12 protein-coding genes are annotated in these 12,360 nt (G+C 77.1%); 4 read left to right on the plus strand and 8 right to left on the minus strand.

The features are described 5' to 3' along the window. Positions 1-26: 26 nt before the first annotated feature. The gene (locus IG62_RS0120690; RefSeq protein WP_030805060.1) at positions 27-257 is read left to right on the plus strand and encodes a DUF5133 domain-containing protein; all 231 of its coding nucleotides are present in this window, start codon (positions 27-29) and stop codon (positions 255-257) included. A 156-nt stretch (positions 258-413) separates the two neighbouring features. Here the strand turns inward: IG62_RS0120690 and IG62_RS0120695 are convergent, their stop codons facing one another. The 3 genes from IG62_RS0120695 to IG62_RS0120705 form a co-directional block, all read right to left on the minus strand. Next, entirely contained in the window at positions 414-635 is a 222-nt protein-coding gene (locus IG62_RS0120695) for a hypothetical protein (RefSeq protein WP_030805063.1), read from the minus strand. 72 nt (positions 636-707) lie between these two features. Beyond that, positions 708-1,922, minus strand: coding sequence for an FUSC family protein (locus IG62_RS0120700; RefSeq protein WP_051798348.1), 1,215 nt, complete (start codon positions 1,920-1,922; stop codon positions 708-710). 93 nt (positions 1,923-2,015) lie between these two features. Further along, positions 2,016-3,299, minus strand: coding sequence for an acetylhydrolase (locus IG62_RS0120705; RefSeq protein WP_051798350.1), 1,284 nt, complete (start codon positions 3,297-3,299; stop codon positions 2,016-2,018). Between the two features lie 133 nt (positions 3,300-3,432). On the opposite strand from IG62_RS0120705, the gene IG62_RS0120710 reads away from it, so the two are divergent. Then, complete coding sequence (locus tag IG62_RS0120710; RefSeq protein WP_030805070.1) at positions 3,433-4,419, plus strand: ArsR/SmtB family transcription factor; 987 nt, start codon at positions 3,433-3,435, stop codon at positions 4,417-4,419. 3 nt (positions 4,420-4,422) lie between these two features. On the opposite strand, the gene IG62_RS0120715 is transcribed toward IG62_RS0120710, so the two are convergent. Next, positions 4,423-5,670 carry an MFS transporter gene (locus IG62_RS0120715; protein WP_037838808.1) on the minus strand — a complete coding sequence of 416 codons (1,248 nt, stop codon included), beginning with the start codon at positions 5,668-5,670 and terminating at the stop codon, positions 4,423-4,425. Between the two features lie 723 nt (positions 5,671-6,393). Here IG62_RS0120715 and IG62_RS0120720 point away from each other — a divergent pair. Next, the gene (locus tag IG62_RS0120720; RefSeq protein ID WP_051798352.1) at positions 6,394-7,440 is read left to right on the plus strand and encodes a glycosyltransferase family 9 protein; all 1,047 of its coding nucleotides are present in this window, start codon (positions 6,394-6,396) and stop codon (positions 7,438-7,440) included. Beyond that, complete coding sequence (locus tag IG62_RS0120725; protein WP_199812503.1) at positions 7,437-8,402, plus strand: polysaccharide pyruvyl transferase family protein; 966 nt, start codon at positions 7,437-7,439, stop codon at positions 8,400-8,402. Before IG62_RS0120720 ends, IG62_RS0120725 begins: the two co-directional genes overlap by 4 nt. Here IG62_RS0120725 and IG62_RS0120730 read toward each other — a convergent pair. Genes IG62_RS0120730 through IG62_RS0120745 form a run of 4 tightly spaced genes read right to left on the minus strand, consistent with a single transcriptional unit; the run spans position 8,390 to position 12,258 of the window. Beyond that, positions 8,390-9,322 carry a glycosyltransferase family 2 protein gene (locus IG62_RS0120730; protein WP_030805083.1) on the minus strand — a complete coding sequence of 311 codons (933 nt, stop codon included), beginning with the start codon at positions 9,320-9,322 and terminating at the stop codon, positions 8,390-8,392. The genes IG62_RS0120725 and IG62_RS0120730 overlap by 13 nt on opposite strands. Before the next feature lie 28 nt (positions 9,323-9,350). Next, on the minus strand, positions 9,351-10,232 hold the full coding sequence (locus IG62_RS0120735) for a glycosyltransferase family 2 protein (RefSeq protein WP_030805086.1): 882 nt from the start codon (positions 10,230-10,232) through the stop codon (positions 9,351-9,353). Next, on the minus strand, positions 10,229-11,629 hold the full coding sequence (rfaE2, locus tag IG62_RS0120740; RefSeq protein ID WP_030805089.1) for a D-glycero-beta-D-manno-heptose 1-phosphate adenylyltransferase: 1,401 nt from the start codon (positions 11,627-11,629) through the stop codon (positions 10,229-10,231). Before rfaE2 ends, IG62_RS0120735 begins: the two co-directional genes overlap by 4 nt. Then, the gene (locus IG62_RS0120745) at positions 11,626-12,258 is read right to left on the minus strand and encodes a D-sedoheptulose-7-phosphate isomerase (RefSeq protein ID WP_030805092.1); all 633 of its coding nucleotides are present in this window, start codon (positions 12,256-12,258) and stop codon (positions 11,626-11,628) included. Before IG62_RS0120745 ends, rfaE2 begins: the two co-directional genes overlap by 4 nt. Positions 12,259-12,360 lie beyond the last annotated feature (102 nt).

The raw sequence follows: 12,360 nt of genomic DNA on the forward strand, positions 1-12,360 counted from the left end.
TGGACGGCCGACGGAAGGAGACCACCATGCTGTTGGCCCACCCCGCAGTGCTGCAGGGCATCGCCGACGAGTACCGCACGCTGGCGCTGCTGCACGCGGACCGCGGCACCGAGGAGGTGCGGCAGCGGATGGACGACCTCGCGTACACGCTGTGCATCTCCACCGGTACCCGCGATGTGGACGCCGCCCTGATCGCCGCCGACCACCGCCTGCCGGGCGCCCGCGTGGCGGACGACTCACTGCTGCCCGGGGCCTGAGCCGGCCCGCGGCGGGGCCCGGCGGCAGTCGACACACACGTCGGCGTGCGGGAGGGCGGTGAGGGTGTCCCTGATCTCCGCGAGTTCGGTCGGCGAGAGTCCCGCGCACGAGTCCTCGCGCGTGCCGGGCAGGCGTGCGGTCAGCGCGAAGAGCCTCTAGGTGTGCGGTTCTCCGTGGCCCTTGCCCTCGTGCGGCCTCAGTTTCTCCATGGCCTGCTTCGCCTTGCGCCGGGCCATCTCGGTGAGCTTCATGGGCCTGCCGCGGCCGGTCGTGGGCGGGGCCCCGCCGGGCTCGGGGGGCGGCTTCGGGGGGCCGGCGGCGGGCGGCGGGTTGCTCGGCGCGTCGTGTGGTTCCCCAGGGGTTCCGGCGTGGTCCATCTCGGTCTCCCTTTCCTCTGCTCCCCCGAGGCCGTAGGGGCGCCCCGAGCAGGCCGCGCCCCTCCTCCTACTTCACCGCGACGGCCCCTCGCCCGCGACTCGGGGCAGCGAGCCGATGACGTCGGTGAGGTACGAGAACTCCTGCATCAGACGGGTCGCCTCGATGACGAGCACGCCGTAGGGGCGGGTCGGGTCGGCCAGCGGCAGTCCGGCCCGCTCGGCCTGCTCGGCGAGCGCACCGCGGCATTCCCGGGCCCGCTCGGCCGCGGCGCCGAGCGCGCGGGCCTGGGCGGCCACCAGGTCCTCGTCCAGCCCGCTCAGTAGCTCGGTGAGCGACGAGAGGGAGGCCAGGAAGTCCGCGTAGGCGCGCAGGAAGTCGCGGTAGCGGTAGCGGTCCTCGGCGTCCCGCCACTGGTCCAGGCTGCGCGCGAGCGAGGCGACGTGGTGCAGTGCGCGCTCCAGCGCCGCCAGCACCGACCGGTAGCCCGCGAAGCCGGTCCGGCCGCGGTGGCGGCCCAGCAGCCGGCGCGGGTTGTAATAGAGGCTCTCCCGCGCGGTGCGCAGACCGGCCCTGGCCTGGTCGATCAGCTCTCCGGTCTGTTCCGCCCGGGTGCGCCACCGCTGCGTGGCTTCCGCGTCCAGCTCGCCCTGCCGCAGCACCGGGTGCATGTCGGCGAACAGGTCGTCGAGGGCACGGGCCAGGGCGCGCAGGGCGTATTCGGCGCTGCGGTAGCGCATCGGCGGGACGAGCGTGACGTTCACCGCGAGGCCCACGGCGCAGCCGATCAGGACGAGCAGGACGATCTGTCCGAGCTGGGCGGCCCGGTCGAGGTACGTGGTGGCGGAGGTGTAGGTCGCGAAGGCGAAGAAGGCCGCGGTGGCGACCTGGTTGCCCTGGCTGCCCAGGGCCGGCCACCGACCGAGGGTGAGGGCGATCAGGGCGACCAGGGCGAACGTGGCGAGCTGGGGCCCGCCGGCGAATCCGAGCACCGCCTGCACCGCCACTCCGGCGACCACCGCGCCGATGTAGCGCAGTGACTGGTGCAGGGACTGATACACCGTCACGTGCATGATCAGCACCGCGGAGAACGGCGCGAAGGCCGGTGACCGGGCGTGCAGGAGCTGGTAGGAGATCAGCCAGGCGACGGTGGCGGCCACGGTGCTCTTCCCGATGAGGAACACCGTGTGCCGTTCGTGTCCGTCGTAGGCCCGGGCCCGCCGCCACCACGTCGCCGTACGGGCGGCCCGGCCGCGTCCCGTCGTCCGCTCCCCCGGGTCACCGGCCATACCCGAAGCTCCTCTCCGCCGTCCGTCGCACATCGAGCCTCTCCCGAAAGCCGGTACCCGGCACGGGCCGTGGCACCCGTCCGGCCGCCCCGGTCAGCGCGGCGGCAGGTGCCGGGCGAAGAACGTGCGGAGCAGGCCGCGCACGGCGGGGATCGACCGCGCCGGGTCCAGCGCGCCGACCAGCGCGTTCCGGTCCCGGGCGGTCATCAGGCCGGCGGTCTGCAACTGCGGTGCGAAGGCGGCGTAGTCGGTGAAGACGGCGTGCGCGGTGTGCCGGATCTGCCGGCGGCGGGTGCGGCCGTGCGGGTGGGCGAGCAGGGCGGACCAGGAACGGGCCAGTTCCGTCCGTCCGGGGAAGCCGTCGGTGCCCACGAGGAGCAGCGGCCGGTCCACGCCGTGGCGGGCCACCGGGAACAGCGGTCCGGCCCGTCCGGGCCGGACGGAAGGGTGGTCGAGAAAGCCCTCCAGGTTGACCGCGGCGCGCAGGCAGCGGTCGTCGTAGAGGGCCTGGGCAGCGGTGGTGCCGCCGGCCGAGTGGCCGTAGATGCCCACCCGCCGGAGGTCCAGCGCACGGCCGAGGCCGTCGGGCAGCGGGCGGCCGGCGGCATCGGGGTTCCGGCCGGCGGCCAGTACCGCCAGCTGCGCGAGGACGAACCGGGTGTCGGCCAGCCTGGTGTCGATCACGGTGCGGAAGAGGTCCGGGTCCGTGCGGGCATCGCCGCGTAGGACGGTGGTGCGCACGGGGCTCGGGCGGGCGGGCGTGGTGACCGGGAACTCGACCTCGCCGGCGTCGCCGGGGTGGTCGATGCTCACCACCACCCAGCCGTGGCTGGCCAGTTCCTCGGCGAGCCCGGTACCGAGCGTGCGCGGATCGCCGCCACCGGGGGTGTGGAGCAGCACCGGGCGTCCTACGGGCTGCGCGGGCGCGCCGGTGTGCGCATGGGTCCGGGTGGCCGCCCAGTCGACCCCGGACGTCGGCAGCCCGGGGTGGAAGCGCGGGTCGAGGCCCGCGAAGACCTTCGCGGCGCCCGGGGTCATCTGCGGCGCGACGGGGTGGCCCTCGACGGCCCGGGCCGGATAGCGGACCGTGATCATGATCTCCCTGCGGGTGAGGCGGTGGTCCCACGGGTCGTGCCGGGAGGGATCGACCAGATAGAGCGTGGTGACCCCGAGCCGGTGCGGGCCGGTCGGCGCCGGCAGCCGCGGTACGAAGGCCGGCCCGTGGTCCGGGCGCCGGCCACCGGGGCGGGTCCGGGTGGTGCCGCAGCCGCCGGTGAGCAGGAGGGCGGCGCCCAGTGCGGCCGTCGCGGCGACCGTCCGCCGGGCCGGTCCTGCCTGCCGGCCCTCCCCGCCCCCTGCCCCGTTGCGTACGCTCACGATGGACTCCCCTTCCCGGGCGCCTGCGCCGTGGCCTCGTGCCGTGGCGTGCGGTCGCATACTGGCGGGCGGCGGGGAGCCGCGGCCATGGTTGAGGGCCTGGCCGAAAGGATGGCGTCACCAGGGGGAATGTGTGATCCGGCTGCACTTCACGGCCTCGGATGTCGCCCGGGTCCGCTTCGCCTCCCGGGCGGCGCCGCTGCTGGAGCTGAACACGGCGCTGATGATGATGTGCCGCCGCGACGACGGGGTGCTCTTCGGCCGGTGGCGGCACCGGGTCCTGCGGTCGCTGCCGGCCGCCGCGGAACCGCTGGGGGACGTGGTCCCGAACGGCCGGGCGCCGGTGTTCCTCGACGTCTTCGCCGACTCCCTCCAGGAGGGCCTGGCCACCGTCCGGTCGGCCCGCCCCGAGTTGGTCCGCGCCGAGATGGAGCGGGTGTACGCCACGGTGCCTGGGCCGCCCCCGCCGTGGATCCGCGGGCTGCACCAGGGGGACGCGGAGGCCTGGCGCGTGCTCGGCCGGGCCCAGCACGCGGCCTTCGAGGCACTGCTGCGGCCCGTCTGGTCCCTGGTGCAGGACCTGCACCGGGCGGAGTTCACCCGGCATGCGCTGACCGTCGCCGAGCACGGGGTGGGCGCGGCGCTCGACGGGCTCGTCCCCGGGGCCCGGCTGTCCGGCGACGTCTGGGAGTGCCCGGCGCCCTTCGCGCGGGACGTCGTGCTGAACGGGCGCGGAGTGGTGCTGCTGCCCACCTTCCACTGGACCGGCCCGCCGCTGCTGGCCGATCTGCCCGGGCGTCCGCTGTACGTGACCTATCCGGCGGGACCGGGGGTGCCGCTGGTGCCGCCCGGGGCGGACGACGGGACGGAGGCGCTGGCCGGGGTGCTGGGCCGGACCCGGGCCGCGATGCTGCGGGTGCTCGCCCGTGAGCACACCACCGGTGACCTCGCCCGGCGGCTGGGCATCAGCGACGCCACCGCCTCGGCCCACACCGCCGCGCTGCGCGGGGCCGGGCTGATCACCACGGTGCGCGCGGGGCGGGCGGTGCTGCACCGGCGCACGGCGCTGGGCGGTCTGCTGGTGCGGCGGGAGGAGCAGCCGCACGGCGGGGGTGTCTGACGGCTAGGCGGCCGTGGGGCAGGGGGCCGGCACCGGCCCGGTCGCGGCGCGCCGGCGGGACTGCAGCAGGCCTCCGGCGGCGACCGCACCGGCGATGATCAAGCCGCCGGCCACCAGGGCGCCGCGGGCGCCGGCCAGTTCCATGAGGAAGCCGAGCAGCGGCGGTCCGACCAGGCCCCAGCCCGTGCTGGCGCTGCGCCAGACGCCCAGCACCCGGCCGCGCATGTGGGCCGGCGGGTCGGTCTGCAGGACCGTGGTGCCGGCGGTGTCGGAGATCGACTCGACCACGGACATCGGCAGGACCAGGACGAGCAGGACGATCAGGGACGGGGAGAAGCCCGCGACGATCTGCAGCAGCGCACCGGCCGCGGCCAGCGCGCCGACCAGGGCGACGGTGGGTTTGCGGAGGCGGGCGGCGAGCACCGCGCCGAGGATGCCGCCGACCGCCAGGACGGTGGAGACCGTGCCGAAGGCGGCCGCGCCGGCGCCGAGCGGGCCGGTGACCAGCACGGCCAGGGTCAGCTGGTAGTTGCGGCCGAAGATGGCGCTCAGGCCGGTGACGGCCGCGAGGGCCACCAGCCGCGGCCTGCGGAGGAAGAAGGCCAGCCCGTCGCGGGCGCCGGTGCCGGCTTCGGGTTCCGGCTCCGCGGCCGGTACGGCGGCGGCCGCGGCGTCCGGCGTCCCGGCGGGCCGGCGCAGTGCCGCGCTCACCGGACGCAGGAAGGGGATGACCGCGGCGACGAAGAGGAACGACAGGCCGTTGGCGGCGTAGGCGGCTCCGGTGCCGAGGACGCCCACGGAGAGTCCCGCGAGGGCGGTGCCGCCCAGCCGTCCGACGCTGTGCACCAGCGATCCGACGGCGATGGCCGACGGGACGTCCTCGGTGGGGACCAGATCGTTGCCCAGCAGGGCGCAGGCCGGGCCGTCGATGGTGGCGATCAGTCCGGTGACGCCGGCCAGGGCCAGCAGGATGCCGTAGTTGAGCTGGTCGAAGGCGATCAGGGCGGCTGTCGTGAAGGCGATCACACCGAGGACGGCCTGGCTGACCGCGGCGGTGACCTTCCGGGGCCAGCGGTCGACGGCGGCGCCGCCGGCCAGGCCCATGAGCAGCCCGGGCCCCGCCTGCACGGAGAGCGAGAGACCGGTGGCGGCCGCCGAGCCGGTCAGCTGCAGGACCAGGAGGTTCTGCACGGTGAGCTGCATCCAGGTGCCGGCGTTGGACACCAGGTTGGCGAACGACCACCAGCGCATGCTGCGGTAGCGCAGCGAGCGCCACGGAGCGTGGTCGCCCTTCCGGCCCCCTGCGGGGCCCTTGGCGGCGCCCAGGGCACGACGGGGTGCGGGAAAGCGCACGGTGCGGGGCGCGCGGCCGTACGGTCGCGCGCTCGCGGATTCGGTGGCGGACTCGGGCGGGGGCGCCTGCGCCGGAATGCGGGCAGGGGCGAGAGCAGGAGAAGGCACAGCGGCAGAGACCTTGTGAAGAGCCCGTCAGGCTCGGGAAGCGGTTCGGCGGACGCGGGGCACCACTGCGTGCGCGGCGTCCGTACCGAGGTCTGTCGGTGCTGGGCTCAGGCCGGGCCGTCCGTGACGAAGCCTTGCGGGCCAGCGATGTCACATCTTCACAGATCGGCCGGGACGCCCGGAAGCCGGCGCGGGGCCCGCGGGGCCGCGCACGGCCGGTGACCGGCCTCGGCCGGTGTCATCTCCCTTGTCCGGCACGGGAGATGACGGCCGGGGTGGGCGTAAGTGTGGTTGCTCACAGGGCGGTTCGCGGTCTGTGGGCCAGGTCTCAGTCGCCTGCCCGGGGACCGCCGGGAGTGGGCCGCGTCACCGTCCGCGGCCGCCGGCGCGGACCGTCGCGGCCGCTTGCCCGGCGGGGCCGGCCCGCGCAGGTGACGGGCGACAAGTCGCGGGGGCGCGACCGCACCCCCACATTGGAGGAAGCCCGCCCGGCGTCCGCGAAGGAGGCGTCCCATGCCCTCGGCCCGTCCGCGCTCCTGCCCGCCGCCCGACGGTCACGATCCGGGCCCGCGGATCCTGGTGCTCCGGGCGCTCGGGCTGGGGGATCTGCTGACCGCGGTCCCCGCGCTGCACGCGCTGCGCACCGCCCGTCCGGACCACACCCTCGTCCTGGCGGCGCCCCGGCGGCTCGCGGAGGCGGCCGCGGCGACCGGCCTGGTCGACCGGCTGCTGCCCACGGCGGCGCCCGGCCGGGAGGTCCCGCGGGCCCTCGACTGGCCCGGCCCGCCCCCGGACCTCGCGGTGGACCTGCACGGCAACGGCCCGGCCAGCCACGGCCTCCTGCGGGCGCTGCGGCCCGCCCGGCTCTTCGCGTACGCCCATCCGGCCACCCCGGAGCTCGCCGGCCCGGTCTGGCGGGAGGACGAGCACGAGCGGGACCGCTGGTGCCGGCTGCTCACCTGGTACGGGCTGCCGGCCGATCCGGCCGACCTGGGCATCGCCGCCCCGGCGCTCGGCTCGCCGGCCCCCGGGGCCGTGGTGGTGCATCCCGGCGCGGACGCGGCGGCCCGGTGCTGGCCGGCGGAACGGTTCGCGGCGGTGGCCGCGGCCCTGCACCGCGCCGGGCACCGGGTCGTGATCACCGCGGGGAAGGGCGAGGGGCCGCTCGCCCGGCGGGTCGCGGAGCAGGCCCGGCTGCCGGGGGCGGCGGTGCTGGGCGGGGCCGCGGACCTGCCGTTCGCCGAGCTCGCGGCGCTGGTCGCGCAGGCCCGCGCGGTGCTCGTCGGGGACACGGGTCTGGCGCATCTGGCGAGCGCGCTGGGCACGCCGTCGGTGGTGCTGTTCGGTCCGGTCGCCCCCCGGCTGTGGGGCCCGCCGGGCACGGACCGGCACCGCGTCCTGTGGCATCCGGACCCCGACGACCCGCCGCGCCCCGGCGACGCGCACGGCGACCGGCCGGACGACCGGCTGCTGCGGATCACCGTCGACGAGGTGCTCGCCGCGGTCGACGCGCTGCCGCTCCCGGGCCGGCCGCCCTCCGTCATGGCCCCGGCGCGATGACCGGACCGCTGCGCGCCCTGGTCACCGGATGGTTCAGCTTCCTGCACGGCGAGGCGACGGCCGGCGACGCGCTCGCCGCCGAGGCCGTGCAGCGGACGCTGGACGGGGCCGGTGTCCCGTACGACACCGCGTGGTCCCCGGTGTTCCGGCCGGACGCGCTCCACCTGGCGGACGCCGACCCGGCCCGCTACACCCATCTGCTGTTCGTCTGCGGGCCGGTGCACTCCCGGCGGCCCCCGGACGGCGCGGAGAGCCCGCTCGCGGCGCTGCACGAGCGGTTCGCCCGGTGCCGCCGGATCGCGGTCGGGGTGTCGGTGGTGGATCCGGCCGATCCGGCGGTGCGCCGGTTCGACGAGGTGCTCCCCCGTGACGCCCCCGGGCGGCCCGCCGCCGCGGTGGACCTCAGCCTGTCCGTCGCGGCGCCGGGCACCCTTCCGCTGGTCGGGGTGGTGCTCACCGGCGGCCAGCACGAATACGGCGACCGCCGCCGGCATCACGAGGTGTCCGACGCCCTCACCGGGTGGCTGGGCACGGCCCGGGTGGCCCGGCTCCCGATGGACACCCGGCTGGACACCCGGGACTGGCGCCTGCCGGCGACCCCGCAGGAGGTGCATGCGGTGCTCGCCCGGCTGGACGCGGTGGTGACGACCCGGCTGCACGGGCTGGCGCTCGCCCTGCGCGCCGGGACGCCGGTGCTGGCCGTGGACCCGGTCGAGGGCGGCGCGAAGGTCAGCGCCCAGGCGGCGGCGCTCGGCTGGCCGGCGGTGCTGCGCCCGGAGGAGGTCCGCCCGGCGGAGCTCGACCGGCTGCTCGCCTGGTGCCTGTCCCCCGCCGGCCGGGCCCGGGCCGCCGCGTACCCGGACCGACGGCCGGACGGGGAACTGCTGGGCACGCTGGCCGACCGGCTGCGCGGGGCGGCCGGGGCGGCGACGGAGCAGCCCGGCGCGGGTCAGTCGCGGTAGGACCGGGCCGTGGACGCCCGCTGCGGTGCCTCCAGCAGGCGCATCCGCCGCTCGATCTCCGGTGGCAGCCGCCGCCGTTCGCGCAGCACCCAGGGCAGCCCGGCGGCGGCCTCGGCGAAGGCGGCCAGCGACACGGCGTCCCGCGGGACGGTCGCGGCCAGGGAGGCCGTGCGGCGCACCGCGCCGGGCAGCGGGCGGCGCAGCCAGGTGAACCAGAGGGTGTTGCGGATGCCCTGCCGGCGGCGGCGGGCGGGGTCCCGGTGCGGCGAGGCGCGGTGATGGACCGTCAGGTGGTCGGCGTACGTCAGCCACCAGCCGGCCATCGCGAGATCGGCGGCCAGCAGCTCCTCCTCACCGCCGAGCACCAGCCGCGGCGAGAAGCCGCCCGCGGCGCGGAAGGCGTCGGTGCGCAGCACGGTCGCGGCGGCGAGGAACGAGCCCGGCGCCGGGCCGGGCAGCCACTTCGGGGCGGGCAGCGGCGACTGCCGGAGCTCCTGGACGATGGGGTCCTCGTGCGGCTCCTGGGGGGTGTCCGTGGGGGCCGGGCCGTCCGGGTGCGGATGGGCCAGGATGCGGGCGGTCACGGCGCCCAGCTTCCGGTGGGCGTCCAGCAGGTCGGCCGCACCGCCCAGCGAACCGGGCTGCCACCAGGAGTCGTCGTCGCAGAACGCGAGGTAGGGCGTGGTGACGGTGCGTGCGGCCAGATTGCGGCCGACCGCGCCGAGGTTGCGGTCGAGGGCGATCAGCCGGGCCGGGAGGGGGTGGCGGCGCACGGCGGGGGCGGTGCCGTCCGTCGAGTGGTTGTCGACGATGACGACCGGTGGCCGCTCGGGGAGTTCGGCCAGCCGGTCGAGGGTGTGCACCAGGTCGCGCCTGCGGTTGTGGGTGATGACGATGACGGTGGTGCGGGGATCGGTCACGGCGGGCCCCCTCGGCCGGATGGCCGCGTCACGGGCGGGCTTCGAGGACCTGCAGGCGGCGTTCGACCCGCGGCGGCAGCCGGCGGCGGCGCGCCAGTGCGGCCGGCAGCCGTTGGGCCGTCTCGGACAGCGCGCGCCGGGCGTCCGGATCGTCGAGGCTGTCCAGCGCCAGCCGCACGGTGTGGGTGAGCGCATGGCGGTAGGGGCGGCGCAGCCAGGCGGCGAGCACCGCGTTGCGCCGTACCCGTACGGTGCGGCCCGGCCGGGGGGTGCCGTCCGGGCCGTCGGGCTGGTGACGGGCGGTCAGCTCGGCGCAGTAGGCGACCCCCCACCCGACGGCCTCCAGGTCCATGGCGAGCAGGGATTCCTCGGCGCCGAAGTGCAGGACGGGGTGGAAGCCGCCCACCGCCAGGAAGGCCGTCCGGCGCACCACCGCGGCGCAGGCCAGGAAGCCGAGCACGGAGGGCCCGGGGAGGTCGGGTTCCCGGCCCAGGGGGGAGGCGGCGAGGGCGGCGTTGAGCGGGTCGCGGGCACCGGCGGGGCCGATCAGGGTGCTGGCCGCGGCGAGGCCGAGCCGGGGGTGGTGGTCGAAGAGGTCGGCGGCGCGGGCCAGGGCGCCCGGTTCCCACCATGAGTCGTCGTCGCTGAAGGCCACGTAGGGGGTGGTCAGGGCCGCGGCACCGTAAGTGCGGCCGACCGCGCCGAGGTTGCGGCCCGCGGTGAGTACGTGCACGGCGGGGTGGTGGGTGCGGACCGCCTCCGGGGTGCCGTCGGAGGAGCCGTTGTCCACGACGACGACCGGTGGCCGCTCGGGGAGGCCGGCCAGCCGGTCGAGGGTGCGGGCCAGGCTGTGCCACCGGTTGCGGGTGATGACCACGACGCCGACCCGGGAGGTGGTCCGCGACGTCACGAGCGGGCCTTCGGCGGGCCGGTGGCGGAGCGGGCGGCGCGCCGCGCCAGCGCGGTGGTGGAGCGGCCGTCCAGATAGGGCAGGACCAGCGCCTGGCCGCCCCATTCCTGGACGGTGGCGGCCTCGGGCAGGGTGTCGACGGTGTAGTCGCCGCCCTTGACCCAGACGTCCGGACGCAGCCGGCGCAGCAGGTTCACCGGGGAGTCCTCGTCGAAGACCGCGACCGCGTCCACGCAGCCCAGGCCGGTCAGCACCCGCCTCCGGTCGTCGAGGCGGGTGAGCGGGCGGTCCGGGCCCTTGAGCCGGGCGACCGACGCGTCGGAGTTGAGGCAGACGATGAGGCAGTCGCCGATCCGCCGGGCGCTCTCCAGGAGTCCGACGTGCCCGGCGTGCAGCAGGTCGAAGCAGCCGCCGGTGGCGATGACGGTGCCGCCGCGGGCCCGGACCGAGCGGGCCAGCGCGAACGGATCGGCGTCCCGCGGCGGGGTGTGGTCCGCGGGCGGCGGGCCGTCCCACAGCGCCCGGCTGCCGGCGCCGCCGGCGGCGACGAAGGAGGTGGCTTCGGTGACGGCGAGCTGCACGGCTTCCTCGGGCAGCGCACCGTCGGCGAGCGCGGCGGCCGCGGTGGCGGCGAAGCAGTCGCCGGCCCCGCAGGGGTCGCCGGTGGCCCGGTACGGGGCGGGCACCAGCATCGGGGAGTCGCCGCCGGCCCTGGCCAGCAGCGCGCCGCGGGCGCCGAGCGTCACCGCGACGGCGGCCGCGTGCCAGTGGGCGGCCAGCCGGCTGCCGCGCGCCGCGTCGGCGTGCAGGGACCGGGCGTCGTCGCCGGTCAGCGCCCGGGCCTCGGCCGCGTTGGGGGTCACCAGCCGCGCACCGGGGACCGGCCGGCCGCCCCTGGGGTGCGGGTCCCACACCAGCGGCCCGCGGCGCGCGGCGTCGGCGAGCCGCCCGGCGACCGCCCGGGCGGTGCCGCGGCCGTAGTCGGCGACCAGGACGGCCCGCGCCGCGTCGAGCGCGGCGGCCACGTCGGGACCGGCCTCGCCCGGGGTGCCGCCCCCGCGGTCGAAGCGCACCAGGGGCCGGCCGCCGGCCAGCACCCGGGTCTTCTCGGGCAGCGTGCCGGTCAGCGGAAGCTCCACCAGCCGCAGCACCGGGCGGAGTTGGCGGCGGACCTGCTCGCTCGCCGGGTCGTCACCCAGAGCCGTCACCAGGGTCACCTCACGGCCGGCCCGGGCGGCGAGCGCGGCGGCCAGCCCGGCCCCGCCCGGCCGGCTGCGGTCGTCGGCCACCTCCACGACCGGGGCGGGCGCGTCCGGAGCCAGCCGGGTGGCGTCACCGGCCAGGTCCCGGTCCAGCAGGACGTCGCCGACGACGAGCAGCGGCTGACGGGAGCTCATACGGCGCCCTCCGGGCTGATGCCGGGCTCCTCCGCGGACAGGGCGGCGGCGGCCTCGGGGCCGGCCGCGTCGAAGTTCTCGCACAGGATGTGCAGCGCGATCAGATGCGCCTCCTGGACGGTGGCGCTGCTGGCCGATTCGATGCACAGCGCTTCGTCGGCCGCGTCGGCCAGCGGGTTGGGCCGCGGACCGGTCAGCGCCCACACCCGCAGTCCGGCCTTGCGGGCGGTGTCGGCGGCGGCGAGCAGATTGCCGCTGCGGCCCGAGGTGGACAGCAGCACCAGGATGTCGCCGGGCCGGCCGTGGGCCGCGACCTGCCGGGCGAAGACCTGGTCGAAACCGTAGTCGTTGCCGATCGCGGTGACGCTGGAGGTCTCCGCGTGCAGTGCGACGGCGGAGTAGGCGGGACGTTCCTGCTGGTAGCGGCCGACCAGTTCGGCCGTCAGGTGCTGGGCCTGGGCCGCGCTGCCGCCGTTGCCCGCCGCGAGCAGCCGGCCGCCCAGCGGCAGTACGGCGCTGAGGTGGGAGGCCCACTGCGCGAGCTGGTGCAGACTGTGCCGGCGCAGATGGCCCAGCGCCTCCTGGAGGGACTGGCAGTGCTGGTGTGCGCTCTCAAGGGGATGGCTCATGTCGATCGGGCCGCTCCGTGCGTGAAACCGGCGGCGGTCGGGGCCCGCACCTCCTTCAAAAGTCCGCGGTCGTGGGCCGGCCGACCCGGCCGGGTCGGCCGG

The sequence above is a fragment of the Streptomyces sp. NRRL S-337 genome, from assembly GCF_000720175.1.
In the GTDB taxonomy this organism is placed as follows: domain Bacteria; phylum Actinomycetota; class Actinomycetes; order Streptomycetales; family Streptomycetaceae; genus Streptomyces; species Streptomyces siderophoricus.

Coding starts and splice junctions, on each gene's coding strand:
- IG62_RS0120690 (WP_030805060.1), top strand. CDS start 27: ATGCTGTTGGCCCACCCCGCAGTGCTGCAGGGCATCGCCGACGAGTAC.
- IG62_RS0120715 (WP_037838808.1), bottom strand. CDS start 5,670: ATGCGCTGGTGGTCGTTCGCCAACCTGGTGTCCAACGCCGGCACCTGG.
- IG62_RS0120725 (WP_199812503.1), top strand. CDS start 7,437: ATGACCGGACCGCTGCGCGCCCTGGTCACCGGATGGTTCAGCTTCCTG.
- rfaE2 (WP_030805089.1), bottom strand. CDS start 11,629: ATGAGCTCCCGTCAGCCGCTGCTCGTCGTCGGCGACGTCCTGCTGGAC.
- IG62_RS0120700 (WP_051798348.1), bottom strand. CDS start 1,922: ATGGCCGGTGACCCGGGGGAGCGGACGACGGGACGCGGCCGGGCCGCC.
- IG62_RS0120720 (WP_051798352.1), top strand. CDS start 6,394: ATGCCCTCGGCCCGTCCGCGCTCCTGCCCGCCGCCCGACGGTCACGAT.
- IG62_RS0120695 (WP_030805063.1), bottom strand. CDS start 635: ATGGACCACGCCGGAACCCCTGGGGAACCACACGACGCGCCGAGCAAC.
- IG62_RS0120745 (WP_030805092.1), bottom strand. CDS start 12,258: ATGAGCCATCCCCTTGAGAGCGCACACCAGCACTGCCAGTCCCTCCAG.